The 25,004-nt window shown below is 65.3% G+C and carries 27 protein-coding genes, 2 tRNA genes and 1 other RNA gene; 19 read left to right on the top strand and 11 right to left on the bottom strand.

The window, feature by feature from the left end:
- Window positions 1–2 precede the first annotated feature (2 nt).
- Both FFY45_RS04035 and gloB read right to left on the bottom strand, forming a co-directional pair.
- Window positions 3–1,181, bottom strand: coding sequence for a lytic transglycosylase domain-containing protein (locus FFY45_RS04035; protein WP_176339498.1), 1,179 nt, complete (start codon window positions 1,179–1,181; stop codon window positions 3–5).
- Window positions 1,178–1,945 carry a hydroxyacylglutathione hydrolase gene (gloB, locus tag FFY45_RS04030; RefSeq protein ID WP_176339497.1) on the bottom strand — a complete coding sequence of 256 codons (768 nt, stop codon included), beginning with the start codon at window positions 1,943–1,945 and terminating at the stop codon, window positions 1,178–1,180. Before gloB ends, FFY45_RS04035 begins: the two co-directional genes overlap by 4 nt.
- Before the next feature lie 12 nt (window positions 1,946–1,957).
- On the opposite strand from gloB, the gene FFY45_RS04025 reads away from it, so the two are divergent.
- The 3 genes from FFY45_RS04025 to dnaQ are packed head-to-tail and all read left to right on the top strand — an operon-like array spanning window position 1,958 to window position 3,845.
- Window positions 1,958–2,614 carry a hypothetical protein gene (locus FFY45_RS04025; RefSeq protein ID WP_176339496.1) on the top strand — a complete coding sequence of 219 codons (657 nt, stop codon included), beginning with the start codon at window positions 1,958–1,960 and terminating at the stop codon, window positions 2,612–2,614.
- A gap of 31 nt (window positions 2,615–2,645) precedes the next feature.
- Window positions 2,646–3,098, top strand: a complete 453-nt coding sequence (gene rnhA / locus FFY45_RS04020) for a ribonuclease HI (RefSeq protein WP_104550701.1) — start codon at window positions 2,646–2,648, stop codon at window positions 3,096–3,098.
- A gap of 12 nt (window positions 3,099–3,110) precedes the next feature.
- Window positions 3,111–3,845, top strand: a complete 735-nt coding sequence (dnaQ, locus tag FFY45_RS04015) for a DNA polymerase III subunit epsilon (RefSeq protein WP_006450177.1) — start codon at window positions 3,111–3,113, stop codon at window positions 3,843–3,845.
- Here dnaQ and FFY45_RS04010 read toward each other — a convergent pair.
- A complete protein-coding gene (locus FFY45_RS04010) occupies window positions 3,842–4,546 on the bottom strand; it encodes a PP2C family protein-serine/threonine phosphatase (protein ID WP_176339495.1) in 705 nt (234 codons plus the stop codon). The two genes, dnaQ and FFY45_RS04010, sit on opposite strands and share 4 nt — an antisense overlap.
- Before the next feature lie 197 nt (window positions 4,547–4,743).
- Between FFY45_RS04010 and FFY45_RS04005 the strand changes: the two genes are divergently transcribed.
- Together FFY45_RS04005 and FFY45_RS04000 are read left to right on the top strand one after the other, a co-directional pair.
- Window positions 4,744–4,834, top strand: a tRNA-Ser gene (locus FFY45_RS04005).
- A gap of 256 nt (window positions 4,835–5,090) precedes the next feature.
- Entirely contained in the window at window positions 5,091–5,495 is a 405-nt protein-coding gene (locus FFY45_RS04000; protein ID WP_104550703.1) for a DUF6165 family protein, read from the top strand.
- Window positions 5,496–5,600: 105 nt separating this feature from the next.
- Here FFY45_RS04000 and FFY45_RS03995 read toward each other — a convergent pair whose 3' ends face one another.
- A complete protein-coding gene (locus tag FFY45_RS03995; protein WP_176339494.1) occupies window positions 5,601–6,650 on the bottom strand; it encodes a glycosyltransferase family 9 protein in 1,050 nt (349 codons plus the stop codon).
- Between the two features lie 20 nt (window positions 6,651–6,670).
- Here FFY45_RS03995 and FFY45_RS03990 point away from each other — a divergent pair, with 20 nt between their 5' ends.
- From FFY45_RS03990 to FFY45_RS03965, 6 genes are all read left to right on the top strand, one after another.
- The gene (locus FFY45_RS03990) at window positions 6,671–7,420 is read left to right on the top strand and encodes a 3-deoxy-D-manno-octulosonic acid kinase (RefSeq protein WP_023902886.1); all 750 of its coding nucleotides are present in this window, start codon (window positions 6,671–6,673) and stop codon (window positions 7,418–7,420) included.
- Window positions 7,420–8,169, top strand: coding sequence for an MBL fold metallo-hydrolase (locus FFY45_RS03985; protein WP_176339493.1), 750 nt, complete (start codon window positions 7,420–7,422; stop codon window positions 8,167–8,169). Before FFY45_RS03990 ends, FFY45_RS03985 begins: the two co-directional genes overlap by 1 nt.
- Window positions 8,169–9,203: a GTP 3',8-cyclase MoaA gene (gene moaA / locus FFY45_RS03980; RefSeq protein ID WP_176339492.1), complete on the top strand. Its 1,035-nt coding sequence runs from the start codon at window positions 8,169–8,171 to the stop codon at window positions 9,201–9,203. Before FFY45_RS03985 ends, moaA begins: the two co-directional genes overlap by 1 nt.
- 76 nt (window positions 9,204–9,279) lie before the next feature.
- Window positions 9,280–9,777 (top strand): cyclic pyranopterin monophosphate synthase MoaC, encoded by a 498-nt coding sequence (moaC, locus tag FFY45_RS03975; RefSeq protein ID WP_176339491.1) that lies wholly within the window; start codon window positions 9,280–9,282, stop codon window positions 9,775–9,777.
- Window positions 9,774–10,019: a MoaD/ThiS family protein gene (locus tag FFY45_RS03970; RefSeq protein WP_176339490.1), complete on the top strand. Its 246-nt coding sequence runs from the start codon at window positions 9,774–9,776 to the stop codon at window positions 10,017–10,019. Before moaC ends, FFY45_RS03970 begins: the two co-directional genes overlap by 4 nt.
- A complete protein-coding gene (locus FFY45_RS03965) occupies window positions 10,016–10,465 on the top strand; it encodes a molybdenum cofactor biosynthesis protein MoaE (protein ID WP_176339489.1) in 450 nt (149 codons plus the stop codon). Before FFY45_RS03970 ends, FFY45_RS03965 begins: the two co-directional genes overlap by 4 nt.
- Before the next feature lie 75 nt (window positions 10,466–10,540).
- On the opposite strand, the gene ffs is transcribed toward FFY45_RS03965, so the two are convergent.
- Together ffs and FFY45_RS03955 are read right to left on the bottom strand one after the other, a co-directional pair.
- Window positions 10,541–10,637, bottom strand: an RNA gene (gene ffs / locus FFY45_RS03960) — signal recognition particle sRNA small type.
- A 69-nt stretch (window positions 10,638–10,706) separates the two neighbouring features.
- Window positions 10,707–10,799: transfer RNA gene (locus FFY45_RS03955), tRNA-Ser, on the bottom strand.
- A gap of 233 nt (window positions 10,800–11,032) precedes the next feature.
- On the opposite strand from FFY45_RS03955, the gene dnaX reads away from it, so the two are divergent.
- The 4 genes from dnaX to FFY45_RS03935 all read left to right on the top strand — a co-directional run bounded on the left by dnaX (window position 11,033) and on the right by FFY45_RS03935 (window position 14,492).
- A complete protein-coding gene (dnaX, locus tag FFY45_RS03950) occupies window positions 11,033–13,012 on the top strand; it encodes a DNA polymerase III subunit gamma/tau (RefSeq protein ID WP_176339488.1) in 1,980 nt (659 codons plus the stop codon).
- Window positions 13,013–13,018: 6 nt separating this feature from the next.
- Entirely contained in the window at window positions 13,019–13,339 is a 321-nt protein-coding gene (locus FFY45_RS03945; protein ID WP_005913896.1) for a YbaB/EbfC family nucleoid-associated protein, read from the top strand.
- Between the two features lie 99 nt (window positions 13,340–13,438).
- A complete protein-coding gene (recR, locus tag FFY45_RS03940) occupies window positions 13,439–14,035 on the top strand; it encodes a recombination mediator RecR (RefSeq protein WP_104550710.1) in 597 nt (198 codons plus the stop codon).
- Window positions 14,036–14,141: 106 nt separating this feature from the next.
- Window positions 14,142–14,492 carry a histidine triad nucleotide-binding protein gene (locus tag FFY45_RS03935; RefSeq protein ID WP_176339487.1) on the top strand — a complete coding sequence of 117 codons (351 nt, stop codon included), beginning with the start codon at window positions 14,142–14,144 and terminating at the stop codon, window positions 14,490–14,492.
- A gap of 125 nt (window positions 14,493–14,617) precedes the next feature.
- On the opposite strand, the gene FFY45_RS03930 is transcribed toward FFY45_RS03935, so the two are convergent.
- The 4 genes from FFY45_RS03930 to FFY45_RS03915 are packed head-to-tail and all read right to left on the bottom strand — an operon-like array spanning window position 14,618 to window position 19,011.
- Window positions 14,618–15,154: a Slp family lipoprotein gene (locus FFY45_RS03930; RefSeq protein ID WP_006448424.1), complete on the bottom strand. Its 537-nt coding sequence runs from the start codon at window positions 15,152–15,154 to the stop codon at window positions 14,618–14,620.
- Window positions 15,151–17,103 (bottom strand): transglutaminase TgpA family protein, encoded by a 1,953-nt coding sequence (locus FFY45_RS03925; RefSeq protein ID WP_176339486.1) that lies wholly within the window; start codon window positions 17,101–17,103, stop codon window positions 15,151–15,153. The genes FFY45_RS03930 and FFY45_RS03925 overlap by 4 nt, the downstream gene beginning before the upstream one ends.
- Window positions 17,096–18,052 carry a DUF58 domain-containing protein gene (locus tag FFY45_RS03920; protein ID WP_176339485.1) on the bottom strand — a complete coding sequence of 319 codons (957 nt, stop codon included), beginning with the start codon at window positions 18,050–18,052 and terminating at the stop codon, window positions 17,096–17,098. The genes FFY45_RS03925 and FFY45_RS03920 overlap by 8 nt, the downstream gene beginning before the upstream one ends.
- Before the next feature lie 5 nt (window positions 18,053–18,057).
- Window positions 18,058–19,011: an AAA family ATPase gene (locus FFY45_RS03915; protein ID WP_023902896.1), complete on the bottom strand. Its 954-nt coding sequence runs from the start codon at window positions 19,009–19,011 to the stop codon at window positions 18,058–18,060.
- A 36-nt stretch (window positions 19,012–19,047) separates the two neighbouring features.
- On the opposite strand from FFY45_RS03915, the gene FFY45_RS03910 reads away from it, so the two are divergent.
- From FFY45_RS03910 to FFY45_RS03900, 3 genes are read left to right on the top strand one after another with little or no spacing between them, the layout of a single operon-like run.
- Window positions 19,048–20,889: a glycosyltransferase family 39 protein gene (locus FFY45_RS03910; protein ID WP_176339484.1), complete on the top strand. Its 1,842-nt coding sequence runs from the start codon at window positions 19,048–19,050 to the stop codon at window positions 20,887–20,889.
- Window positions 20,890–20,896: 7 nt separating this feature from the next.
- Entirely contained in the window at window positions 20,897–21,892 is a 996-nt protein-coding gene (locus FFY45_RS03905; protein ID WP_176339483.1) for a glycosyltransferase family 2 protein, read from the top strand.
- 44 nt (window positions 21,893–21,936) lie between these two features.
- Entirely contained in the window at window positions 21,937–23,739 is a 1,803-nt protein-coding gene (locus FFY45_RS03900) for a hypothetical protein (RefSeq protein ID WP_439333511.1), read from the top strand.
- An 8-nt stretch (window positions 23,740–23,747) separates the two neighbouring features.
- Here the strand turns inward: FFY45_RS03900 and FFY45_RS03895 are convergent, their stop codons facing one another.
- The gene (locus FFY45_RS03895) at window positions 23,748–24,323 is read right to left on the bottom strand and encodes a Maf family protein (protein WP_176339668.1); all 576 of its coding nucleotides are present in this window, start codon (window positions 24,321–24,323) and stop codon (window positions 23,748–23,750) included.
- A gap of 111 nt (window positions 24,324–24,434) precedes the next feature.
- Here FFY45_RS03895 and FFY45_RS03890 point away from each other — a divergent pair, with 111 nt between their 5' ends.
- The gene (locus FFY45_RS03890; protein WP_043907086.1) at window positions 24,435–24,944 is read left to right on the top strand and encodes a YceD family protein; all 510 of its coding nucleotides are present in this window, start codon (window positions 24,435–24,437) and stop codon (window positions 24,942–24,944) included.
- Window positions 24,945–25,004: the final 60 nt, after the last annotated feature.

Genomic DNA, 25,004 nt, shown 5'->3' with positions numbered 1-25,004 from the left:
GCTTAAGGCCTGTCGTCGAAAGACAACACCATGCCCGGCTTAAGCACCGCACGCTTGTCCAGCCCATTGCTGGCGAGCAACGTCGCCACAGTCACGCCGTAGCGGCGCGCAATGGCCCAGGCGGACTCGCCGTTACGCACCGTATGCGTACGCGCTTGCGCGTTCGACGTCCTGGCAGTCGTGGCGACCACCGTAGGCGCGGCATCGTTGGTCTCGGCAATCCTGCCCACATCAGCGGATGCGACGACGGCACCGGCCGAGCCTGGCTGTGCTGCCGCGACTGGGGCAAGTACATGCACACCACTTGGCGCGGCACGTGCGCTGGCCAATGCCGGATTCAGGCGGGCGAGCAGCTGCGGTTCGATGGCACGCTGTCCGGCCCAGGCGTTGAGGCTGGTGCCAACCGGCAACGCGTGTTCTGTCAGTACGGGAACCGGGCGGTCGAGCGAGGCCAGCAAGTTGCCTTGCTGTTGCGCGTGGTCGAGTACACAGGCGAGCGCGTGCAGCTTTTCCACATACTCATAGGTGACCTTGGACATGCCGGGCAGTTCGGACGGACGCGCGTTCTGCGCGTTCATGCCGGCCGTGCGCATCGCCTGCAGCACACGGTACTCGCCAGCGTTGTAGGCCATCAGCGCCAGGCGCCAATCGCCGCCGAACATGCCGTAAAGCGTCTTGAGATAACGCACCGCAGCGGTGGTGGAATCCACTGCCGAGAGGCGGCCGTCATATTGCGCGCCCACCGGTACATGGTGGTTGCGCGCCGTGGTGGCGATGAACTGCCACAAGCCGGCCGGCCCGCTGCCATTGCGGGCGCCCGGGCGGTATCCGCTTTCCACAAAAGGAATCAGCGCAAACTCGGTCGGCATGTCGGCCTTGCGCAGCTCGTCGACCACGTAGCCGAACAGCGGCAGGACGTCCTGTGCATCGTCGGCCAGGCGGGCTGGTGCACGCGAGAAGTGCTGTTCCCAACGCGTGTCGCTGTGCTCGCTATCGCAGCCTGGATCTGCACGCCCGTCCAAAAACGACGAAAAGATGTCCTGGCCGTTGCGTAGGCTAGGTGCGGCTGGCGGCGTCGTTGAGCTGACTGCGGGTTTGGTGCGGCTTGCGTCGGTAGGCGATGCGGCTGCCGGTGCAATGGCCGCACAGGCGGCCAGCACTGCCAAAAGCAAGCGCCTCATGCGCGAAATTCGTCTTTCCAGCGCCGAAGTTCGGCGAAAACATCTACATCGGAGGAAAGTGCGCCAGATGCGCGCGCTGCGACTGCGGCGCGAATCTCGGGACTGCTGGTGCGTAGAAAAGGGTTGGTGGCCAGTTCACTCTTGAGCGAAATCGGCAGGGTAGGACGGGCTGCTTGACGCATGGCCTGGGCTTCCTGTTGACGGCGCTGCAAGGCAGCGTTGGTGGGATCGACGTGCAGCGCGAAGGACGCGTTGACCAACGTATATTCGTGGCCGCAACACACAAGCGTTTCGCCGGGCAGAGAGGCCAGGCGTTGCAACGAGTCGAACATCTGAGGAGCGGTACCTTCGAACATCCGCCCACAGCCTAGGCTGAACAGCGTATCACCGCTGAATAGATGCTCGTCGGTGACAAAGGCGATGTGGCTGCGGGTGTGGCCCGGCACCTCGAGCACTTCAAAGCCCATGCCAAGCAGGGTCAAGCGCTCGCCTTGGCCAACCTGGCGGGCATCGGCGGGACTGCGTTCGTCGGCAGGGCCGAACAGTTCCAGGTCCGGCCAGCGCTGCTGCAATGCCGCCACGCCGCCGATGTGGTCGGCATGGTGGTGGGTGAGCAACACTGCGCTGGGAGTGAATCCTTCGCGCTCTGCGGCAGCGAACACCGGCTCTGCCTGACCGGGGTCGACGATGACAGAGCGGCCATCCGCAGCGACCAGCGCCCAGATGTAGTTGTCTTCGAATGCGGGCAGGGCGGTCAGTCGCATAGAATTGGGACCATGCCTGCCACGCCCTTCTCCCGTCAAGCTGGCGTCTCATCCTGGTTTGAAACAGGCGCGGGGCGCAGTCTGCTCCAGCTGGAGCGCCAAGTGGCGCTGGCGGCGCTGCAAATGCGTCCGTCGCAGCCCTGGTTGTGGCTGACGCCAACCACCGACCTGCCGCCGCGCGAGGCGTTGCAGGGGCGTGGTTTGCGCTTGTATCGCAGCGCGGGGCGCTTCGCTGGCGATGCGCGTTGCGCGATGCCGTTCCCGTTGCCGGCCGAGAGCCTGCAGGCGATTGTGGTGCAGCATGCGGTGGTCGGCGGCGCGGCGGAATTTTTGGCCGAATGCGAGCGGCTGCTGATGCCCGGCGGCCGGCTGTGGCTGTTCACGCTCAATCCGATGAGCCCCTACCGCTTTCGCTGGGCGCGACGTGGTCCGGTCGCCTTGCGGCCGGATCGCTGGCGGTTGCTGGCGCAACGTGCGGGGCTTCAATGCGTGGACCAGGAACGTTATCTGGGGCCGATCTGGCGCACCGGAAGTGGCCCCTCCGGCCCTGGCCGCGCACCCTGGCGCGCGGTGTATTTACTCGAAGTGGAAAAGCGTGCCGCCGCTTCGATCGGCCCGACCCCGATCGCGATGCCCTCGCGCTGGCCACAGCCCGTGGCCACGATCTGACGACTGATTACTTTCCAAACACCAGAAGCTGATGAAATCAATTGAAGTGCATACCGACGGCTCCTGCCTCGGCAATCCCGGGCCGGGCGGTTGGGCGGCCCTGTTGCGTTACAACGGCCGCGAGAAGGAATTGGCCGGCGGCGAAGCCACCTCCACCAACAACCGCATGGAGTTGATGGCGGCGATCATGGCGTTGGAAACGCTCACCGAGCCATGCCAGATCGTGCTGCATACCGACTCGCAATACGTGCGCCAGGGCATCACCGAATGGATGTCCGGCTGGGTGCGGCGCGGTTGGAAAACTGCTGGCGGCGACCCGGTCAAGAATCGTGAACTGTGGGAGCGGCTGCATGCGGCCACGCAGCGTCACAGCATCGATTGGCGTTGGGTGAAAGGCCACAATGGCGACCCGGATAACGAGCGCGTCGACGTGCTTGCCCGCAATCAGGCCATCGCCCAGCGCGGTGGCCTGGCAACACAATAAGCAAGAGGATTCATGCGTCAGATCATTCTCGATACCGAAACCACCGGCCTGGAATGGCGCAAGGGCAACCGCGTCGTCGAAATCGGTGCGGTGGAGCTGCTGGAGCGGCGCCCCAGCGGCAACAACTTCCATCGCTATCTGAAGCCCGATTGCGACTTCGAACCCGGCGCGCAGGAAGTGACCGGGTTGACCCTGGAATTCCTGGCCGACAAGCCCTTGTTCGCCGATGTGGTGGAGGAGTTCCTGGCCTACATCGACGGCGCGGAACTGATCATCCACAACGCTGCGTTCGATCTGGGATTTCTGGACAACGAACTGTCGCTGCTGGGCGACAACTACGGCCGCATCGTCGAGCGCGCCACCGTGGTGGATACCTTGATGATGGCGCGCGAGCGTTATCCGGGTCAGCGCAATTCATTGGACGCCTTGTGCAAACGTCTGGGCGTGGATAATTCGCATCGCCAGTTGCACGGCGCCTTGCTCGATGCGCAGATCCTGGCCGATGTTTACATCGCGCTGACGTCGGGCCAGGAGGAAATCGGGTTTGCCAGCGCCGATGCCGGTCAGAGCACCCAGGACGCTGACGGCATGATCAGCTTCGATCCGGCACTGCTGTTGCCGCGCCCGCGCGTGGCGGTGACTGCCTCGGAGTCGCAGGCGCACGAGGCACGTCTGGCGCAGTTGCGCAAGAAGGCCGGGCGTGCGCTGTGGGATGCGCCGGTCGAAGAAACTGCCGCTGCCGGCTAGTAGCTACGCACCAGAATCGCGGTGATGTTGTCCGAGCCGCCGCCATCCAGTGCGGCGGCGACCAGGCATTCGACGCATTCCTGGGCGCTGCAATCGGCTTGCGACAAGGTTGCGGCGATGGTGGCGTCGTCGATTTCTTCGGTCAGGCCGTCGCTGCATAGCAGCAGCTGCATGCCGGATTTGAGTTCGCCCTGCATGGTGGCGACATTGAGGTGCACGGGGTCGGTCACGCCCAACGCCTGGGTCACTACGTTGCGATGCGGATGCGCGCGCGCCTGCTCGCTGGTGAGCGTGCCCTGGGCGATGAGTTCCTGCACATAACTATGGTCCTGGCTCAGCTGTGCCAGCCGGCCGTCGCGCCACAGGTAGGCACGGCTGTCGCCGACCCAGGCCACTTCGAAGCGCTGCCCCAGCACGCGGGCGGCTACCACGGTGGTGCCCATCGGCAAGGTGTCGTTGCAGCGGCGCGAGGTCTTGATGATTTCTTCGTCGGCGATACGCACCGCCTGCGCCAGCGGGGTGCCGGCTCGCACTTCGCGCACGATGGTTTCGCGCGCCAGCGCGCTGGCCACTTCGCCGCAGGCATGCCCGCCCATGCCATCGGCGACCAGCCACAACCCCAGCTCGCTGTCGCCGTAGTACGTGTCCTCGTTGAGGTCGCGACGCAGGCCGACGTGGGTGAGATGTCCGAATTCGAGCATGGGGCCGGGTCGCCAGAGGGAAGATGCGCCACCATCATCGCGGCCCGACCGGCCAGCGGCAACAGACTGCTTGCCGGCATTGCAGTGCGGGTTCACTCCGGGGCCAGATGGCGCCGTGTGTCGAGCTTGCCCAGCCCGCTTGTGGCTTGGCGCCTGTGCCCGTATGATTCACGGCCCCGGGACACCCGGGACCATCTGGAGAGGTGGCAGAGCGGTTGAATGTACCTGACTCGAAATCAGGCAGGCGTTTATAGCGCCTCGGGGGTTCGAATCCCCCCCTCTCCGCCAGATTGAGGCGAGTAGTTGTGCCAGTGCCGCGTGAGTTTCGCCGGCGTCATTGGGGGGTGAGAAGCCCCGGGTTCGACAGACAGCGCAGCTGTCTGCACGGCGAAGCCGCCCGCAGGGCGAAGGCACGTAGTGCCGAGTGAATCCCCCCTCTCCGCCAGATTTGCATCAGCCCCCGCAAGGGGGCTTTTGTTTATGGGTCGCATCCAGCCGGTGCGATGCCTACACTTCCACCTTTGCTATCCGTTGGAGGCATGACATGTCCGAGATTCTGGTGCCGGTGTCCTTTGGTGAGCTGCTCGACAAGATCGCGATCCTGCAGATCAAGTCCGAGCGCATCAGCGACCCTGCCAAGCTGACCAATGTGCGCAACGAGCTGTCTGCGCTGGAAATCAGCTGGATGGCGCATCCGGCCGCCGGTCACGACATCGTGCGTTTGCGTGCCGCGCTCAAGGCCGTCAACGAGCGGCTGTGGGTGATCGAAGACGACATCCGTCTCAAGGAGCAGGCGCAGACTTTCGACGATGCATTCGTGCAGCTGGCGCGCAGCGTCTATATCGAAAACGATGAGCGCGCGCGCATCAAGAAAGAGATCAACCTGGCGCTGGGTTCGTCGTATGTAGAAGAGAAGTCGTATCAGGACTATCGCGCCAAGGGTGTCTGAGCGCTGATGCTTTGCGCTGCCCATAGGCAGTCGAGCAACGGTGCATTGCGCGCCGCTTGCTCAAGCGATTGAACGCCTGTTTGAGCGGCCGTCCTTCGCCGCCTCTCAGCGTGGATGATCAGTGCGATAACGCTCGAAAGCAGCGATCGCATCGTCCACGGTGATCAGCGACATCACCTCGTCGAACTCGATCTTGGTGCCCCATTTCAGCTGGTCGGCCGGCTTGCCCAGGTGTTTGCGGGCGGCCGCGTCGTAACGGTCCACGCAATAGCGCACGTCCGAATACGGGCCGCTGCGCAGCGGATTGCTCGCTGCATGCAGGCCGAGCACCTTGGTGCCCATCGCGTTGGCGATGTGCATCGGGCCCGAGTCGGGTGTGACCACCAGATCGGCGCGGGCGAGCAGGGCGGGGAGCTGCTTGAGCGTGTCCTTGCCGACCAGGTCCAGCACCGGCGTGCGCGCGGCCGCGACGATGGCATCGGCGGTGCTGCGTTCAAGCTCGCTGCGGCCACCGCACAGCACGATTCGCCAGCCTTGCGCAGCGGCGTGATCGGCCAGCGCCGCGTGGCGGTCGGCGTACCAGTTGCGGCGCGCATGGCTGGAGCAGGGCGAAATCATCAGCACCGGGCGGCCGTCGTTATCCCACTGCGCGCGCGCCCAGGCATGCGCCTCGTCCGGCACTGGTAGATCCCAGCGCACCTGGGTCTGGGTCAAGCCGAGCGGCTGCGCGAAGCTGCCGATGGCGTCGAGCACATGGATGCCAGGGCGGTCGGCGATGCGCTCGTTGACGAACAGGCCGTGCAGGTCTTTGGAGCGGCTGCGGTCGTAGCCGATCCGCCGCCGCGCCGGCACGAATGCCGACAGCACATTCGCGCGAAAGGCTACCTGCATCTGCAGCAAGGCATCGAAGCGGCCCAGCGGCGCCAGCGACTGGCGCAGCGCGCGCATGCCGGCCACGCCGGTGCGCTTGTCGTAGGCATGAAACTGCACACCGGGCAGGCCGTCGAGCAACTTCAGCCCGGCCTTGTCGATGATCCAATGCAGCTGGCTTGCCGGAAATCCCGCCTGCAAGGTGCGCACCAGCGGCACCACGTGGGTGACGTCACCCAGGGCGGACAGGCGCAGCAGGCATAACGAAGCGGGCGTAGAAGCCATGGTGTTGTTAGACTCGATAGATGGTTTCTTTCGACGCCACTGAAGCGCTGACGCCGTACCGCGAAGGCCGCGGTTATGGCGCCATTCTGTTCGACCGCGAACGGCTGCGGCAAGCCGATGCCACGCTGTTTTCGCCGCAACACTGGGGCGACAGGGCGCGGCCGGTGGATGAGGGCGGGCGTGGCGGGGCGTGGTTTGTGGATGCGCCGTTCGGCCGCAGCGTGTTGCGCCAGTATCTGCGTGGCGGCATGGCTGCCCGGGTAAGTCGCGATCACTACCTGTGGAAAGGGGCGGGGCGCACGCGCAGCTTCGCCGAGTTCCGGCTGATGCGCGAATTGCTCAGCCGCAAGTTGCCGGTGCCGCGCCCGTTGGCGGCCTGCTACCTGCGCGAAGGATTGGGCTATCGCGCTGCGCTGTTGATGGAGCGCCTGGAAAACGTGCGCTCGCTGGCCGATCATGCGCAGGTTGCCGGGCGTGGCGCGCCGTGGGAAGAGACCGGGCGGTTGATTGCGCGCTTTCATCGCGCCGGCCTGGATCACGCCGATCTCAACGCGCACAACATTCTGTTCGATGCCGGTGGGCACGGCTGGTTGATCGATTTCGACCGTGGCGTGTTGCGCATTCCGGCCACGCGTTGGCGCGAGCGCAATCTGGCGCGGCTGCACCGCTCGCTGTTGAAATTGCGCGGCACGCGCAGCCGCGAAGATGTCGACAAGGATTACGAGCGCCTGCATCGCGCTTACGAACTGGCCTGGGGCCGGGGCTACTAATGAACTGGGCGTTGCGTGTGCAGGGAGTCGGCAATGCGTCGGCGGTGGCGCTTGGCTCGCCGATGGCCACACTCGAGCGCGCCGGCGCGCCGTGGCTGACCATCGACTGCGGCAGCGAGGGGCTGACTGCGTACCAGGCCCATTACGGCCGGTTGCCGCAGGCGATCTTCATCACCCATGTGCATCTGGACCATGTTGGCGGGCTGGAGCGGGTGTTCGTGGACAGCTATTTCTCCGAGCGGCGCGGGCGCACCCGCCTGTACGTGCCGGCGCCGGTGGTGCCGCTGCTGCAGCGGCGGATCGCCGACTACCCGAACGTGCTGGCCGAGGGCGGCGCCAACTTCTGGGATGCGTTTCAACTGGTGCCGGTCGGCGATGCGTTCTGGCACGACGGCGTGCGGCTGGAGGTGTTCCCGGTGCGCCACCATTGGCCGGAGACCGCCTACGGGCTGCGCCTGAAGGGTGCGCTGGTGTGGAGCGGCGATACCCGGCCGATCCCGGAAATGCTGGCCCGCTATGCCGATGATGGCGAGCTCATCGCGCATGACTGCGGCGTTCACGGCAACCCGTCGCATACTGGCGTGGACGATTTGGAGCGGGAATACCCGCAGGACCTGTTGAGCCGCATGCTGCTGTACCACTACGCCAGCGACGCCGACGGCGACGTGCTTCGCGCACGCGGCCATCGTGTTGCGGTGCCTGGACACTACCTGGAGCTGGCGGAGCCGACCGCCGCCATGGTGCCCTGATGAGCGCCTTGCTGCTTCCGAATCAGACCGCCGCGCCAATGCAGGACGGCTATGGCCGGCCGCTGCGCGATTTGCGGCTGTCGGTCATCGAGGCCTGCAACTTCCGCTGCGGCTACTGCATGCCAGCCGATCGCGTGCCGGACGACTACGGATTCGACGCGCAGCAACGCCTGAGTTTCGATCAGCTGGAAACGCTGGTGCGCGCGTTCGTTTCGGTAGGCGTCACCAAGGTGCGTCTGACCGGCGGCGAGCCGCTGCTGCGACGCGACCTGCCGAGCTTGGTTGCGCGACTGACCGCCATCGACGGCATCGATGATCTGGCGCTGACCACCAACGGCACCTTGCTGGCACGTCAGGCGGTTGCCCTGCGCCAGGCCGGGCTGCGCCGCATCACCGTGAGCATGGATGCCTTGGATCCGGAGCTGTTCAGACGCATGAGCGGCAACCGCGGCGAGATCGCGCAGGTGCTGGCCGGCATTGCCGCCGCCGAGCAGGCCGGCTTCCAGCGCTTGAAGATCAATTGCGTGGTGCAGCGCGGCGTCAACGAAGATCAGGTGTTGCCGCTTGTGGAGCACTTCCGTGGCACCGGCCACGTGCTGCGCTTTATCGAATTCATGGATGTGGGCAGCTGCAATGGCTGGACGCCGGATGCGGTGGTGACCTCTGCGCAACTGCACCAACGCATCCACGCGCGCTGGCCGCTGGCACCGCTGGATGCCAATTACACCGGCGAAGTGGCGCAACGGCATGCCTTTGCCGACGGCGCGGGCGAAGTGGGTTTCGTCAGTTCGGTCAGCGTGCCGTTTTGCGGCGATTGCCAGCGCGCACGCGTGTCGGCCGATGGGCAGTTGTATACCTGCCTGTTTGCAAGCCAGGGCCATGACCTCAAGCCAGCGTTGGCCGAAGGCGAGCATGGATTGTCCGAACATCTGCGCGCGCGCTGGAGCATCCGTGGCGACCGCTACAGCGAAGTGCGTGCGTCGTCGACGCCGCGCCGCGGCAAGCCGGTCGAGATGTTTTTGATCGGTGGGTGAGTGGCGGTTGTTTCATCAGGGCACCGCTTTCACCGAGAATGCCGCATCCTGAGCGCCTGTCATTGTGTCGTTTCCCATGCCCGCAAAAACCCGTTCTGCATGCCTGACCCACCTGGATGATGCCGGGTTGCCCACCATGGTGGATGTCTCGGACAAGGCAGTCACTGCGCGCAGTGCCACCGCCGAAAGTCGCGTGCGATTTCCCGCAGCCGTGGCTGCGCAGCTGCGCGCCAACGGCTTGCGCAGCGCCAAGGGCGGCATCGTGGAGACCGCAGTGATCGCCGGCACCATGGCGGTCAAGCGCACGCACGAATTGATCCCGTTCTGCCATCCCTTACCGATCGACGCCTGTCGTTTCGAGATCGACTGGGCGGGCGAACAAGTGTTGGACATCCGTTGTACCGTGCGCTGCGTACATCGCACCGGGGTGGAGATGGAAGCGCTTACCGGTGCCAGCGTGGCGGCATTGACGGTCTACGACATGTGCAAGGCGTTGTCGCATGCAATGAGCATCGGCCCAACCAAGCTGGTGTCCAAACGCGGCGGCAAGCGCGATATCGGAGCAACGCGATGAGCGCGACAGTGACAGTGCTGTATTTCGCCAGCTTGCGTGAAGCGGCGGGCATTGCCAGCGAGCAGGTGCACTCGGACGCGCAGGATTTGCGCGCGCTATATGCCGAACTCGAGACGCGCCATGGCCTGCGCTGGACGCCGACGCAGCTGCGCGTCGCGGTGGATGGCGCGTTCGCGCGCTGGGAGGACGGGGTGCGCGAGGGCAGTGAGATCGTATTTATTCCGCCGGTGTCGGGAGGTTGAGCGTGAGCGAGCAGACAACCGCCATCTTTGCGCTTTCTGACGTGCCGTTACCGATCGACAGCTTGCGCGTTGCGCTGGAGCATCCGCATGCCGGCGCGTTTGCCAGTTTCGAAGGCTGGGTGCGCAACCATAACGAAGGCCGCGGCGTGGCCGGGCTGCGCTACGAAGCCTATGCCGCACTCGCGCAGGCCGAAGGCCAGCGCGTGCTCGACGAAGCGATGAGCCGGTTTGCCATCGTCAACGCGCACTGCGTGCACCGCGTGGGCGAGCTGCGTATCGGCGACATGGCGGTGTGGGTGGGCGTCAGTGCGGCGCATCGCGGTGCCGCATTCGATGCTTGCCGCTTCATCATCGACGAGGTCAAGGCACGCGTGCCGATCTGGAAGCACGAGCATTACCTGGAAGGCGATGCGGGCTGGCTGCATCCGGAAGCGCAGACGCATTGACAGCGTTGCTGCCGCTTTGCGAATACGCACACAACCACCGCCACATGGGCAGCCTGTTTTCTGATTAGGGTGGTGTCCCCGCCGGTTGACCTCGGCGCCCGCGTCAATCGATACCGTTGCTGCCTTCCGGCCCTGGCGGGATTTTCGATCTAGCGTCGCGAGGGACCGACGGGGCCACCATAAGACGTTGGCCACTGGCGTGACCCTGGATCCATGCAATCGCGTTGCAGGATCATAAAACTGGCGGAGAGAGGGGGATTCGAACCCCCGAAGCGCGGTTTAGACGCTTACACACTTTCCAGGCGTGCTCCTTCAACCACTCGGACACCTCTCCGTACCTGCCGTCCGACTGGGTCAGCGGCAGGAGCGGGATTCTAGCCGCCGCGGGCGCGGTTAACAAGGCGAACGATCTCTGCGGTCGGGAGCATGCCGCCGATGTAGGCCCTCAGGTTAAGCAAACGCGCTTGCCGGGCGACCTCGGTCAGCGGGGACGGCGGGGTACCACTGCTGAACGATCAATCTGGCGCGCCATGGCACAATATCGGTTCAGAGGAAGCTGGTTGCCCGATGTCTTATCTTGTTCTCGCCCGCAAGTGGCGCCCGAAGCGTTTTGCCGAACTCGTTGGCCAGGAACATGTGGTCCGCGCGCTCAGTAACGCGCTCGACAGTGGGCGCGTGCACCACGCGTTTCTGTTCACCGGCACCCGCGGCGTGGGCAAGACCACCATCGCGCGCATCTTCGCCAAGTCGCTCAATTGCGAGACCGGCACCAGCGCCGATCCGTGCGGTCAGTGCCCGGCCTGCCTGGATATCGATGCCGGCCGCTATATCGACCTGCTGGAAATCGACGCCGCCTCCAACACCGGCGTGGACGATGTGCGCGAGGTGATCGAGAACGCGCAGTACATGCCGTCGCGCGGCAAGTTCAAGGTCTATCTGATCGACGAAGTGCACATGCTCTCCAAGGCGGCGTTCAATGCGCTGCTGAAGACGCTGGAAGAGCCGCCGGAGCACGTGAAGTTTCTGCTGGCCACCACCGACCCGCAAAAGTTGCCGGTGACCGTGCTGTCGCGCTGTCTGCAGTTCAACCTCAAGCGGCTGGACGAGGATCAGATCCAGGGCCAGATGACCCGGATTCTGGCCGCCGAGCAGATCGAATCTGATCCGTCGGCGATCGTGCAACTGTCCAAGGCCGCCGATGGCTCGTTGCGCGATGGCTTGTCGCTGCTCGACCAGGCCATCGCCTATGCCGGCGGCGCGTTGCGCGAGGACGTGGTGCGCACCATGCTCGGCACGGTCGACCGCACCCAGGTTGGCGCGATGTTGCAGTCGCTGGCCGATGGCGATGGTGCGCGCCTGTTGCAGGTGGTCGCGGCGTTGGCAGAGTTTTCGCCCGACTGGAGCGGTGTGCTGGAGGCCTTGGCCGAGGCTTTGCACCGTATCCAGGTGCAGCAGTTGGTGCCGTCGGTGGCGTTTGTCGGCGATGGCATCGACCCGGCCGCGTATGCCGCGCAGCTGCGGCCGGAAGTGGTGCAGCTGTGGTATCAGATGGCGCTCAACGGGCGTCGCGATCTGTATCTGGCGCCGAGCCCGCGCGCCGGTTTCGAAATGGCGGTGCTGCGCATGCTCGCTTTCCGCCCTGCGGCGGCGGTGCCGGCTGGTGGCGCTGACGACGGACGCGGTGCTGGCGCCGGTAGCGGTGCGCGTTCGGCAGCAGCTGGCGGTCAGATTGCTGCACCGGTCGCGGCGGTGCCTGCTGCAGTCGCGAAGCAGGCAGTGGCTAAGCATGCCGAGGTGATTGAAGCGACGCCGGCGGCGGATGTGGCGCGTCCGGCGCCCGCAGCTCCCGCAGTTGCAGTGGTCGCTACAGCGCCTGCACCGGTGGCCTCTTCCGATGCTTCGCCGTCAGCCCCCCCCGCGCGCAACGACGACACGCCGCCCTGGGCGATGGACGATGCGCCTGTGCGTGCGAAATCTGCGCCCGTCTCCGTATCGCCCGCTGTGTCCGCGCCGGAAGCCGCAATGGCAGCTCCGGCAGCAGTTGTGGCGCCGGCGCTCGCCGCGGATGCAACGCCGGCAGTGGCGACCCCCTCCGCGACTGCCGTATCCGCAGCATCGCCAACATCCGATCCGTCGGTCCTGCTCGACGATGGCCAGATTGCCGACGCCGAGCAATGGCTGGAGCTGGTCACCCGCAGCGGCTTGAACGGCCCTTCGCGCCAGCTTGCGGCCAATGCTGCCTTCGTCAGTCATCGCGATGGCGTGCTGCGTCTGGCGCTGGCGCCGGGCTTTGAATATCTGAACTCCGAACGCTCTATCGCCAACCTTGCGCAAGCGCTCGCGCCCGAGTTGGGAAACACCCCGCGCATCGTCATCGAAACCGGCAGTGCCGATGTCGAGACCCTGCACGAGCGCGCCAATCGCCAGAAAGGCGAGCGCCAGAGCGCGGCCGAAACCGCCTTCATGAACGACCCGAATGTGCAGCAGCTGATTCAGCAGCAGGGCGCGCGGGTGGTTCCCGATTCCATCCGCCCTTACGACGAGTAACGACACATGCGTGGGAACATTGCCCAATTGATGCAGCAGGCGCAGAAGATGCAGGAAAACCTGCAGCGCGCCCAGGAAGAACTGGCCAAGCTGGAAGTCACCGGCACTGCCGGCGGCGGCATGGTCAGCGTGACGCTGACCGGTGCCAAGGAGTGCCGCAAGGTGCGGATCGACCCCAGCATTCTCTCCGACCAGGAGATGGCCGAGGATCTGATCGCCGCCGCCTTCAACGATGCCTCCAACAAGATCGATGCCGAATCCAAGGACCGGATGGGCTCGGCCACCGCCGGCATGCAGTTGCCGCCGGGCATGAAGCTACCGTTCTAAGGAGCAGGGATTGGGCATTCGGGATTGGAGATTGGAAAAAGCGAGATTGCTTTTGCCTTTGCGCATCCCGAATCTCCACTCCCGAATCCCGGCCATTCAATGTCCTCATCCCTTCTCGAACAACTGATCGAGGCCTTCCGGGTGTTGCCGGGTGTGGGCCAGAAATCGGCGCAGCGCATGGCCTACCACGTGCTCGAACGCGAGCGCGAAGGTGGCCGCCGCCTGGCTGCCGCGCTGGCCAATGCGGTGGAAAAGGTCGGGAATTGCGTGCAATGCCGCGACTTCACCGAAGCGGAAATCTGCGCGATCTGTGCCAGCAGCAGTCGCGACCGGCAACAGCTATGCGTGGTCGAATCGCCCGCCGATCGCCTGGCGATCGAGCACGCCACCGGGTATCGCGGGCTGTACTTCATTCTGCAGGGGCGCTTGTCGCCGCTGGATGGCATCGGCCCGCGCGAGCTGGGGCTGGACCGGCTCGGCGAGCGTCTGGCCGCCGGTGAAGTCACCGAAATGATCATCGCCACCAATGCCACGGTCGAAGGCGAGGCGACAGCGCATTATCTGGCGCAGCTCGCGCGACAGCATGCGGTGCGCCCGAGCCGACTCGCGCAAGGCATGCCGCTGGGCGGCGAGCTGGAATACGTGGATCGCGGCACCTTGTCGCATGCCTTTGGCACTCGCAGTGAGGTGCTTTGAGCGCGGGGAATCGGGAGTGGGGAATCGGGAATCGGAGAAGCGAAAAGCAATGGCGGGCGCGGTAAGCTCTTGCGATTCCCTACTCTCGATTCCCGATTCCCCACCCATGACCGACACCATCTTCGGCAAGATCATTCGTCGCGAAATCCCGGCCAACATCGTCTACGAAGACGACGAGGTGCTGGGCTTTGAGGACATCGCACCGCAAGCGCCGGTGCATGTGCTTTTCATTCCCAAGCAGCACGCCATTCCCACGCTGGACGATGTGCCGCCCGAGCAGGCGTTGCTGGTTGGCAAGCTCGCACTTGCCGCAGCGTCGTACGCACGCGAACAGGGATTGGCACAGGATGGCTACCGCATCGTGATGAACTGCCGCGAGCATGCGGGCCAGACGGTGTTCCATATCCATCTACATCTGCTGGCCGGCGCGCCGTTGGGGCGTTTCGGTACGCCTTGACGCATTTTTCGATCAAGCGTCGCCTGAGCGCATAACGCGCCTGATGCGAGTTCCCCAAATCGCACAAACAAAAACGCCGCTCCCTGTGAGCGGCGTTCTTGCGTGACAGCGACGTCAGCGGTCGATTACCACCAACCGCGGCCACCCCAGCCCCAGCCGCCGCCCCAACGCGGGCCCCACGGATCGCCCCAGGGGCCATACGGGTAGGCCGGCACCACGTCGACTTCGCGCAGCACTGGCCACAGGTAGACCACGTCGGCATTCACCTTGGGCAGCTTGTAGTCGTACTCGCCGATCTTGGTGGTTTCATAGCCTTCGATCTTGCCGATGAAGGTCACTTCGCGGCCCGGCTCGAACACGGCCGGATCGTAGAAGCCCGAGCGGCAGGCCAGGAAGCGGCCATCGCTGGCATCCACGGCGTTGCGGTCAGGGCGCCCGCTGGCATTGAGCGGGCGCGAGATCAGCTCGAAGCAGGTCTGGCCCTGGCTTGGCGTGGTCTGGATGATCTTGCCGCCCCAGCGCACGGATGTCCCGACCTGGGCGCTGGCGGTGGAATCGCTCGGGCTGACCGTAGGAAACTGGCCTTGCAGCGGCTTGGGCGCAGTCGCGCAGGCTGCGAGCCCGAGCACAGCGACAATGGGAAGAAGAAAGCGGGTACTCATGAGGAAGCTCCGGTTCGCGGGCGATGCTGCAGCAGATCTTTAAGGAGTGAGGCGCTGTCCGAATCAGCGCCAGCGTATCGCGCGGCAGCGAAACGTTGGCTGAGCGGCAACAATGCCGTATTCGGGTGTGAACGGGCGACACGTTGCGCCCAGGCGATGGCCGGTTCGTAGGGTTCGCGCGCGAGGCCAAGCTTGGTATAGCGGCGGCCGAGCCGATGCCAGGCGCGCAGCAGCGGGTCGCGCTCACGCTCGCCGCGCGCCAGCAACCAGCCCATCCAGGCCAGTGCGCTGACGGCGAAGATGCCGAAGATGGCGGCCAACTGCGTGGTGTCGAGGCGATCGATGCCGAACGGCTGCAACAGGCGTTGCTGGCGGTCGGCATCGAAGGACAACACCAGGTCGTTCCAGCCGCGGCGCAGCAGGTCGCTGACCTGGGCAAGGCTTTCCCAGGCACCGAGCTGGGCGAAGTTGTTGCCTGCACCGGTTTGTATGCGGTCTTCGAGCGTGTCGTAGATGCGTTCCGGCGCCACTGCGGCGGTGGGGTCCACGCGCACCCAGCCGCGCCCGGCCAGCCAGACTTCGGTCCAGGCATGCGCATCCATGCGCCGCACCACCCAGTAATTGCCAAAGCCGTTGTAGGTGCCGCCGGCATAACCGGTGACCACCCGCGCCGGAATGCCGGCCGCGCGCATCAGCACCACGAATGAGGAGCTGAAGTGCTCGCAGAAACCGGCTTTCTGTTGAAACAGGAACTCGTCGACGCTGTTGCGCCCGAGCAGCGGCGTGTCCAGCGTGTAGGCGAATTCGCGGGTGATCCACTGCAGCGCGCGCTGCACCACGGCTTCGTCGTTGCTGCCGGCTTCCGCGCGCCACTGCCTTGCCAGCATGAGCGTGCGTGGATTGAAACCGGGCGGCAGGGCGAGCGCACGCTTGCGCAGTTGGTCTGGAAGGTCGGTGTCGAAACGTGCCGGTGGCGCCGATTGCAGCTCCCAACGCGTCAACGCGCTCAGTGGCCGCTGCGCAAACAGTTCGTAGTCGGGCGACAGCTCGGCATTGGCCACCGCTTGCGTGGGCAGATCCAGCGACACCAGTTGGCGACGGTCGGTGGGCTCGTAGTCCAGGCGGTAGCGGTAGGTCTGCGGCCCGGCAGTGACCGATGCGGGCTGGGCGCGACCGGTCCAGCGCGCGCGCTGCCAGGTGCGGCCGTCGAAGTCCCACATCACCGGCCCGCGCCAATAGCGTTGCTCTGGCGGCGGTGCCTTGCCGGTGAACTGCACACGCAAGGCCGGGCTGTCGTCGGCCATCAGGTCGATCCATTCACCCGGCGACATGTTGTCCGACAGGCCGGGTCGCGATAGCGCGCGCTCTGGCACTCCCCATAGAGGAGAACTCAGCCGCGGCAGCAACCAGAACGTGGCCAGCGCCAACGGCACGCCAATGGCGACCAGCTTGCCGATGCTGCGCAGTTGCAGGCGCAGGGTTGGCGTGCCGGTGCGGTGCTCCTCGTCGGCCAGCCGCTGCATGCTGAGTAGCGCGCTGACTACCGCCAGCAGCGCCAGGCCCATCGTCGCCGGCCCCTGGTCGAGCAGAAAAGCCGCGAATGGGGCGAACAACGCAAAACCCAGCAGGCTGCGTGCATCGCGCAAGGTGCGCAGTTCGGAGGCTTTGATCGCCAGCATCGACGCCAGCACCGCGCAGCCGGTGTCGCGCCCGAAGCGCATGCCGATCTGCCAATACACCGCCGCCAGCATCGCGACCACCAGCAACAGCCGCACCGGTGCCATCAAGGTGCCGCGCCAGCTCAGTACGACGACCAGCACGGCGGCCACGGCAATGGTGCCGGCGAGCAACCCCGGTAGCTGCAACAGCAACGGCGCCAGTGCCAGCCAACTGGTGGCCAGCACCCAGCCGCGGCTGGGCTGGGTGATCGGGAGGGACGGCTCAGTCATGAGGAAGCAGGGCCAGGGCGCGCAGGCACAGATGATGATGCGAGGGCCCTTGTGCAGGACCCAGCGGCGGCTGGCCCGGCAGCAGCAACCGGTAGCGTCGCCCGTCGCGCTCGGCCAGGTTGATCCAGCGGGCAAGCCGCGCAATGCGGCGTTCGTAGGGCAGTGTGTTGAGCGTGCGCCAGTCCAGCGTGACTTCGATGCCCAGGGGCTGCTCGTATTCGCGCACCAGCAGGCTGTCGCGGCGCGCGGAGTGCTTCCAGGAAATCGTGCGTGGCGCATCGCCGGCGCGATATGGGCGCAGCTGGTGCAACTCCTCGCCTTGCGCGTGGAGGCGGGTCTGGTTGGGTGAGCCGGCGCCTTCGGGCAATGACGGCCCCTGTTCTTCGGGCTTGGGATAGGCCAGTAACGGCGTTTCCGGCCAGGCCCACGACCAGGCGCGCACCAGCCCCAGCGGCTGGGTGCTGGACAGGCGGATGCGTTCGATGTCCTGCCAGCCGCGGCGTTCGGTGGGCACCAGCAGGTCGACGTCGGCCATGTCCTGCTCGATCAACGAGCAGAAACCGCTGCTTTCCAGATGGTCCAGACGCAATCCGCGACGCACGCGGGTGTCGCGACGCGCCAGTGATACGCGCATGCGCAATGGCTCGCCTGCGATCACCGGCTCGGCCGACACCGCCTCGATGCGCAGCGCCGACAATTGCAGGTGCGCCATGATGCTGCTGGCAATCCCGGCGGTGGCCAGCAGCAAGGCCAGCAGCAGGGCGGGGTTGTTGTTGTAGTTCAACGCACCCAGAAGCATTGCCAGCAGCAAGGCGGTGACGAACAGCCCGAAACGTGTGGGCAGCACGTAGATGCGCCGCCGATCCAGCACGATCGGCAAGGCCTCCGCGCCCCGCGGACGCGCCAGCAGGCTGAGGCGGCGGCCGATGCCGCGCAAGTGCGCACGCACGTTGGTCAGTCCACCGGCACGCTGTGTAGCAGCGCCTTGGCCAGTGCCGGCCCGGACGACGATTCGGCCTCCGGCACCAGCCGATGCCCGGCCACGGCCACGAACAGCGCCTGCACATCTTCCGGCAGCACGTGCTCGCGCCCTAGCAGCAGCGCGTAGGCCTTGGCCGCGCGCAGCAGCGCGATACCGGCACGCGGCGACAGACCGACGCGCACGCCGGCATGCTGGCGGCTGCGCAGCAGCAAGGCCTGCACATAGCCGATCAGCGCATCGCTGGTATGGATCTGGCTGACCACCGCGCGCAGCGCGACCACGTCGCTATCGCTGAGTTGCGGCACCGCCTGGGCGATCAATTCACGCCGGTCCACGCCCGACAGCAGCGCGCGCTCGGCATCGGCGCTGGGATAGCCCAGGCTGAGCCGCAGCAGGAAACGGTCCAGTTGCGAATCCGGCAGCGGGAAGGTGCCGGACAGATCGACCGGGTTCTGCGTGGCGATCACGAAGAAGGGTTCGGGCAGCGCATGCGTGACGCCGTCGAGCGTGACCTGCTGTTCGGCCATGGCTTCGAGCAGCGAGCTTTGCGTGCGTGGCGGCGCGCGATTGATTTCGTCGGCCAGCAGCACGTTGGTGAACACCGGGCCGGGATGGAACTGAAACTGGCGCGAGGCGGCGTCGTACACCGACACGCCCAGCACGTCTGCCGGCAGCAGGTCGGAGGTGAACTGCACGCGCTGGAAGCCCAGCCCCAGGCTGGAGGCCATCGCGTGGGCGAGGGTGGTCTTGCCCAGGCCGGGCAGATCCTCGATCAGCAAATGCCCGCCGGACAGCAGCGCCACGAATGCCAAACGCACTTCCTGCGCCTTGCCCAGCAATAGCGAATTGACCTGGTCTTGTGCGCGCCGCAGCGATTGGCGCAGCGCATCGGTTAGCATTTCCGTGGAACGCAGCGGTGTCGACATCACAATTCCGTAGGTGGAAGAAGAGTGCACAGGGCAATGCAAGGGGACCAACGCGCACATCGCACTTTCGTGATCCTGTGGACACTGGCGACAGCCGTCAAGCTGTTGATTGCCGCGCGGCTGCCGCTGTTCGTGGACGAGGCGTTCTATTGGCAGGAAGGCCAGCATCTGGCCGCCGCGTATTCGGATCTGCCAGGCATGACGGCCTGGCTGGCGCGGCTGGGTGTGGAAGTCGGCGGACATCATCTGCTGGCCTTGCGTCTGCCGTTTCTGGCCATCGCCGCGCTGCTGCCGTGGCTGATCGCGCATATCGCCACGCGCTGGTTCGGCTCCACGCTGGGCTGGCAGGCCGGCAGCCTGACCCTACTGATGCCGCTGTCGGCCACGCTCGGCATCCTGGCGGTGCCGGATGTGCCGATGGCGCTGGCGGCGGTGCTGTGCATGGATGCCGGCGCGCGGCTGCTGCGCGAGGTCGATGCCACCAGTGCGCTCGAGCTCGCCATCGGTTTGGTGATCGGTGCGCTCAGCCATTACCGCTTTATCGGCGTGATCGGGGTGGGCTGCATCGCGTTGCTGTGCATTCCGCAGGGGCGCGCGGTCATGCGCGACCCACGCATCTGGATGGCGCTTACCGTGGGCGCGATGAGCTGGCTGCCGCTGTTGTTCTGGAATACCGACCATGATGAGGCCGGGCTGCGCTTCCAGTTGGTCGACCGGCATCCATGGCGCTTCCAGATCACCGGGCTGTGGTTCTTGCTGATACAGGCGGTGCTGGTGACTCCGCTACTGGCCTGGGCGATGGTCAAGGTTGGGCTGGCTGGCACGCGTGCCGGCGGCGGCTCGCGGGCGCAATGGCGGTATTTCGGATTGCTGGGCGGCATTTCGACCGTGGCGATCTTCGTGCTCGGTTTCTTCAGCGATGCCGAGCGGATCAGTTTCCATTGGCCGCTGCCGGGCTATCTGGCCTTGCTGGTCGCGGTGCCGGTGATCCTGATGCGCTGGCCGCATACGCTACGTCGCGCCGCATGGGTGATCGCCTTGCTCGGCACGTTGGGCGCATACGGCTATTACCTGGCGGTGTCGGTGCCGTCGATTCGCGCGCATGCGGCCGGCGAAAAATACTATCCACGCAATTTCGCGGGATGGAACCATCTGGCGGGGGCGGTTAAGGTCAAGCTTGCGCAGATGCCGCCTGGCACGCGGGTGCTGGCGGAAAACTTCAAGGTCGGCGCCGAGCTCGGTTTCCAGTTGCACGATGCCAACGTGGAAGTGCTGCGCGCGGACTTGAACGACAAGCACGGACGCAGCGCGCAGTTGCTGCAGTGGGGGTTACTCAGTGACGGCACGCGTGCCGGACCGCGCCTGCTGGTGCTCTCGCCCAGCGATCAGCGCTATCGCGACCTGCTGAAGCGTTACCACGCCATCTGCGACATGGTCGGGCCGTTGCCGCCGCCCACGGTGGTATCTACCGATCATGGCTATCAACGTTTTCTGTTGTTCGCACTGCCCGCACAACGTCAGCCCGGCCCGTGCATCGCTCCGGCGATGGCCTGGATCGATACGCCGTTGCCCGATGTAAGCGTGTCCGGGCAGGTGCAAGTGCGCGGCTGGGCATTCAAGGATGGCGTCGGCCTGTCGGATGTAGAACTGCTGCTCGACGGCCGCCCGGCCGCGCAGGCCGACTACGGCACGCTGCTCGATGTGCGCCCGTACTGGAAGATCTCCACCGACCCGCAACACCCCAACGTCGGCTTCACCGCCACGCTCGATACCCACGCGGTGCCGCCCGGCACGCATTGGCTGGGGCTGCGCCTGCACGGCCACGATGGCAGCGTCGAGGATTGGTGGGAACAGCCCATCACCGTTTCCGCACCTTGATCACGCAATGACCGACGCCCTGACTGTTATGCATCCCATTCCCGTGTCCGGGATTCGAATCGCCGTGCTGGTGCCTTGCCATAACGAGGCGGCAACGGTCGCGTCGGTGGTTGGCGCGTTTGCTGCGGCCCTGCCGGGCGCAGCGATCCATGTGCTGGACAATAATTCCAGCGACGCCACCGCAGCGATTGCAGCGGCGGCAGGCGCGCAGGTATTTCGCGTTGCGTTGCAGGGAAAAGGCAACGTGGTGCGGCGTGGGTTCGCCGATGTGGAGGCCGATATCTACGTGCTGGTCGATGGCGATGCCACTTACGACGCGGCTGCCGCACCGCTGCTGGTGCGCAAGTTGATCGACGAGCGCCTGGACATGGTGGTCGGCGCGCGCCGCGACCAGCAGCAGGCCGCCTATCGGCCCGGTCATCGCTTCGGCAACGTCCTGCTGACCCGTTGCGCCGGGTTGCTGTTCGGTCGCAGTTTCGACGACATGTTGTCCGGCTATCGCGTGTTCTCGCGGCGCTATGTCAAATCCTTCGCGGCGCATGCGCAGGGCTTCGAAACCGAAACCGAACTGGCCGTGCACGCACTGCAGTTGCGCATGCCGGTGGCCGAGGTCGAAACCGTCTACGGCGTGCGCCCGGAAGGTTCGCAAAGCAAGTTAAATACCTGGCGCGACGGCTGGCGCATCCTCACCACCATTGCCAAGTTGTTCAAGGCCGAGCGGCCATTGTTGTTCTTCTCGATCGGTTTTCTGTTCAGCGCCACGCTGTCGATCGTGCTGGCGATTCCGTTGTTCGAAACCTATTTCCAGACCGGTCTGGTGCCGCGCTTTCCCACGGCGATCCTGTGTGTGGCGCTGATGCTGCTGGGGTTCCTATTGCTGGCGTGCGGGCTGATCCTGGACACGGTCACACGCGGACGCGTCGAAGCCAAGCATCTGGCCTATCTGGCCGAGCCGGGCGTCGGCAGTCTTGTGTCGCCGCGCAATAGCGGAGTGTTGCGTTGATGGTCGGTACTTCCATATCCAGGTCTGCAAACCGCCGGCAGCGGATGCTGCAATGGGCCGATCGCCGCTTCGGCTTTCATTCGCCACGCCAGATCGCTGCGGCAGCGTTTGCAGTGTTGCTGCTAGGTGCAGTGCTGTCGCTTGGCCTTGGCCAGGACGCCAATTGGGATCTGCGCAACTACCATCTCTATATCGGCGATGCATGGGCAAATAACCGCTTGGGCGCTGATCTTGCGCCAGCGCAGATGCAGAGCTATTTCAGTCCGCTGCTCGATGTCATGCATGCCTGGCTGATGCTGCAGCTTCCCGGGCCAGTGGTGGGATTGCTGCTGGGCGCATTGCATGCGCTGGTGTTCATTCCGGTTGCGGCAGTGGCATGGCGCGTGTTGTCGAACGAACCGCGACGCGCGCAGTGGGCGCCGTTGCTTGCGGTCGCCGGCATGTGTAGCGCGGTATTTCTGTCCGAACTTGGCGGCACCATGGGCGATACCGCCAGCGCGATTCCGGTGTTGGCTGCGTTGGCGATTATGTTGTTGGCGCAAGCCAGAGCGAGTCAGGGCGTGCGCGTCGTGCATCTGTGGGCTGTTGCCGGCGCACTGATCGGTCTTGCGGTATCGCTCAAGCTCACCAATGGGTTGTATGCGTTGGCATTGGCGCCTGCAGTCCTGTGCGATGGCGGGCGCCTGCGCTCGCGCGTGCTGGGTCTGAGTGTGCTTTCCGGCGTTGCGGCGCTGGTGTTGGTGCTGGTGGCTGGGCCCTGGTACTGGCAGGTCTGGCAGCACTTGGGCAATCCGCTGTTTCCGCAGTTCAACGGAGTCTTCAAATCGCCGCTGGCGCAGCCGGTCTCGATCGCCGATGTGCGTTGGTTGCCGCGCAATCTCGGTGAGCAGCTGATCTGGCCGCTGTTGTTTACCTTCAAGCCGCAGCGCATCGGCGATCTCGGTTTGGTGCAAGCGGGTTGGGCCGTGCTGTATGCGGTGGTGCTGATCGCTGTGGGGCGTCGCGTGGTGCGCAGGCCGGTGCGGCGCAGGCCGGTGCGGCACAGCCGGCTCGATCGCTCGGCCGTCGTTTTGCTGGTGTTCTTCGGCGTGGCTTACGCGCTGTGGCAGGCGATTTTCAGCATCCATCGCTATCTGGTGGCGCTGGAATTGCTCGCGCCGCTGGTGCTCTGGATCGTGTGCCGCCATGCATTCGCGATACGCGCAAATCGCAAGGCCGCCTGGTTGATCGGTCTATGTGCCTTGGTCGCGGTAATGGGATGGAAGGATTGGGGTCACGAGGCCTGGGCGCGCGATAGTTTTCAAGTTCAGCAGCCGGGGTTGAGCGATCCATCTGCATCCACGGTATTGCTGGTCGGCGACGAGCCGCAATCATGGCGGGTGCCGCTGCTTCCGCAGCAGGCACGCTACATCGGTGTGTCAACGAATATCGCCGAAACCGACCAGTACCGGCAGCGCGTGCGCACGCTGATTGCCGAGCGGCCACAGCTCTACGCCATGTTGGGCGCGGCGCGCGACAAGCAGCAACTGCGGATCGACCGGATGAATCGCTGGGCGAAGCAAGTTGGCTGGGATGTGCAGCCGCAGTGCAAGGGGTTGCAGTGGTTGGTCGGGCACGGCTTGCGTGCCGAACTGGATGCCTCGCAGCCGGGACGCTGCGTGCTCAAGGTTCTGAAGGGCAAGGCGCTAGACGTTGTCGCTGCGGATCGCGCCGTACGCGAGGCCGCGCAGCAGCGGCTTGCCGCTTATGGGCTTACGTTGGACCCCGCGCGCTGTCGCACGCTGTCCTCGCACGTGGGGCAGGCTGAGTACCCGTATCAGTTCTGTCAGCTGGCTCGGCCGCACTGACGCCCGCCTCAGGGAATCTCGAACCCCGCCTGCCGCAACAACCGCGCCAGTGCGATCAGCGGCAGGCCGACCAGTGCGGTGGGGTCTTCCGAACGGATGGCGTCGAACAGGCTGATGCCCAGGCCTTCGCATTTGAAGCTGCCGGCGCAATCCAGCGCTGGCTCGGCGGCCAGGTAGCGGTCGATCTCGACGGGCGCCAACGGACGTAGCTGTACTTCGGTCAGGTCCAGCGCGTGCAGGCTGCGCTCCGGGCCGACCAAGCTCACGGCGGTGTGGAAGCGCACCACGCGGCCGGACATTGCAGTCAGCTGCGCGCGCGCCTGGTCCAGCGTTCCCGGCTTGCCCAGGGCCTGGCCGTCCATGTCGGCCACCTGATCCGAGCCGATCACCCAGGCATCCGGGACGTGCGCCGCTACCGCTGCCGCTTTCTCGGCGGCAAGACGGCTGGCCAGAGCGCTGGGGGATTCTCCGGGTTGCGCCTGCTCGTCCACCTCCGGCCGGGCGGTGCTGAAATCCAATTGCAGGCGGCCGAGCAGCTCACGCCGGTAGACGGAAGTTGAGGCAAGGATCAGGCGTGGCATCAGGGCGTGCTGTGAGTGGACGGGCAGGGGAGTCTGCCAGCCGCCGCGCCGCGCGGCATGTGTGAATGGGCGCATTTGACACGGAACCTGCGGGTCTTTAACATTCTGCGGCTTATGTCCGCGAACGTACCCGAAATGCTGGATGCTTGGCGGATGGTCGCAGCGCGCAGGCGCTTCGATGGCCGCATCCCGCTCTCTGCGATGACCCGTCTGCAAGGAAGCCTTGTCGATACCGAGGGCGAATGTGTCTATTCGCTTGAATTCGACCAGGACAATCTGTTGAAGGTCGCTTATGTCGAACTCAGTATCGATGTCGAGCTGCCGCTGGCGTGCCAGCGCACCCTGCAACGGTTTCTGTATCCGGTGCAAATCAGACAGCGTCTTGGTTTGATCCGTGACGAGGCCGACGAAGCTGCATTGCCGGCCGAATACGAAGCGCTGCTGGTGCCTGAAGATGGCATGCTGCGGGCGGTGGATCTGGTCGAGGATGAGCTGGTGTTGTCGGTACCTGTGGTGCCAATGGCGCCGGGAAGCGAAGCCGTCGAGGCCGAGTGGGTTCCGACCCAGGAAGAGCAAGACAAGGCCAGTCCGTTCGCGGCGCTGGCAGCGTTGAAGAAACAGTAACCGCCGCTGTTAAGGGCGGAAAGACAGGTCGACGCGGGCGTAGAGCGTCCTGTTCGACTC

The organism is Xanthomonas hortorum (genome assembly GCF_011305375.1).
Lineage (GTDB): Bacteria > Pseudomonadota > Gammaproteobacteria > Xanthomonadales > Xanthomonadaceae > Xanthomonas > Xanthomonas hortorum_E.
The sequence above is the reverse complement of the archived record's forward strand: the minus strand, read 5'-3'. Positions and strand labels throughout refer to the sequence as shown.

Excerpts from the sequence above, each read along its gene's own strand:
- FFY45_RS03925 (WP_176339486.1), bottom strand. The coding sequence starts at position 17,103 with ATGACTGAGCCGTCCCTCCCGATCACCCAGCCCAGCCGCGGCTGGGTG.
- FFY45_RS03970 (WP_176339490.1), top strand. The coding sequence starts at position 9,774 with ATGAGCGCGACAGTGACAGTGCTGTATTTCGCCAGCTTGCGTGAAGCG.
- gloB (WP_176339497.1), bottom strand. The coding sequence starts at position 1,945 with ATGCGACTGACCGCCCTGCCCGCATTCGAAGACAACTACATCTGGGCG.
- recR (WP_104550710.1), top strand. The coding sequence starts at position 13,439 with ATGTCCTCATCCCTTCTCGAACAACTGATCGAGGCCTTCCGGGTGTTG.
- FFY45_RS03890 (WP_043907086.1), top strand. The coding sequence starts at position 24,435 with ATGTCCGCGAACGTACCCGAAATGCTGGATGCTTGGCGGATGGTCGCA.
- FFY45_RS03910 (WP_176339484.1), top strand. The coding sequence starts at position 19,048 with ATGCAAGGGGACCAACGCGCACATCGCACTTTCGTGATCCTGTGGACA.
- moaC (WP_176339491.1), top strand. The coding sequence starts at position 9,280 with ATGCCCGCAAAAACCCGTTCTGCATGCCTGACCCACCTGGATGATGCC.
- FFY45_RS03900 (WP_439333511.1), top strand. The coding sequence starts at position 21,937 with ATGCTGCAATGGGCCGATCGCCGCTTCGGCTTTCATTCGCCACGCCAG.
- FFY45_RS03935 (WP_176339487.1), top strand. The coding sequence starts at position 14,142 with ATGACCGACACCATCTTCGGCAAGATCATTCGTCGCGAAATCCCGGCC.
- FFY45_RS03915 (WP_023902896.1), bottom strand. The coding sequence starts at position 19,011 with ATGTCGACACCGCTGCGTTCCACGGAAATGCTAACCGATGCGCTGCGC.
- FFY45_RS04025 (WP_176339496.1), top strand. The coding sequence starts at position 1,958 with ATGCCTGCCACGCCCTTCTCCCGTCAAGCTGGCGTCTCATCCTGGTTT.
- FFY45_RS03945 (WP_005913896.1), top strand. The coding sequence starts at position 13,019 with ATGCGTGGGAACATTGCCCAATTGATGCAGCAGGCGCAGAAGATGCAG.
- FFY45_RS03985 (WP_176339493.1), top strand. The coding sequence starts at position 7,420 with ATGAACTGGGCGTTGCGTGTGCAGGGAGTCGGCAATGCGTCGGCGGTG.
- FFY45_RS03930 (WP_006448424.1), bottom strand. The coding sequence starts at position 15,154 with ATGAGTACCCGCTTTCTTCTTCCCATTGTCGCTGTGCTCGGGCTCGCA.
- dnaQ (WP_006450177.1), top strand. The coding sequence starts at position 3,111 with ATGCGTCAGATCATTCTCGATACCGAAACCACCGGCCTGGAATGGCGC.
- FFY45_RS04000 (WP_104550703.1), top strand. The coding sequence starts at position 5,091 with ATGTCCGAGATTCTGGTGCCGGTGTCCTTTGGTGAGCTGCTCGACAAG.
- dnaX (WP_176339488.1), top strand. The coding sequence starts at position 11,033 with ATGTCTTATCTTGTTCTCGCCCGCAAGTGGCGCCCGAAGCGTTTTGCC.
- rnhA (WP_104550701.1), top strand. The coding sequence starts at position 2,646 with ATGAAATCAATTGAAGTGCATACCGACGGCTCCTGCCTCGGCAATCCC.
- FFY45_RS03995 (WP_176339494.1), bottom strand. The coding sequence starts at position 6,650 with ATGGCTTCTACGCCCGCTTCGTTATGCCTGCTGCGCCTGTCCGCCCTG.
- moaA (WP_176339492.1), top strand. The coding sequence starts at position 8,169 with ATGAGCGCCTTGCTGCTTCCGAATCAGACCGCCGCGCCAATGCAGGAC.
- FFY45_RS04035 (WP_176339498.1), bottom strand. The coding sequence starts at position 1,181 with ATGAGGCGCTTGCTTTTGGCAGTGCTGGCCGCCTGTGCGGCCATTGCA.
- FFY45_RS03905 (WP_176339483.1), top strand. The coding sequence starts at position 20,897 with ATGACCGACGCCCTGACTGTTATGCATCCCATTCCCGTGTCCGGGATT.
- FFY45_RS03990 (WP_023902886.1), top strand. The coding sequence starts at position 6,671 with ATGGTTTCTTTCGACGCCACTGAAGCGCTGACGCCGTACCGCGAAGGC.
- FFY45_RS04010 (WP_176339495.1), bottom strand. The coding sequence starts at position 4,546 with ATGCTCGAATTCGGACATCTCACCCACGTCGGCCTGCGTCGCGACCTC.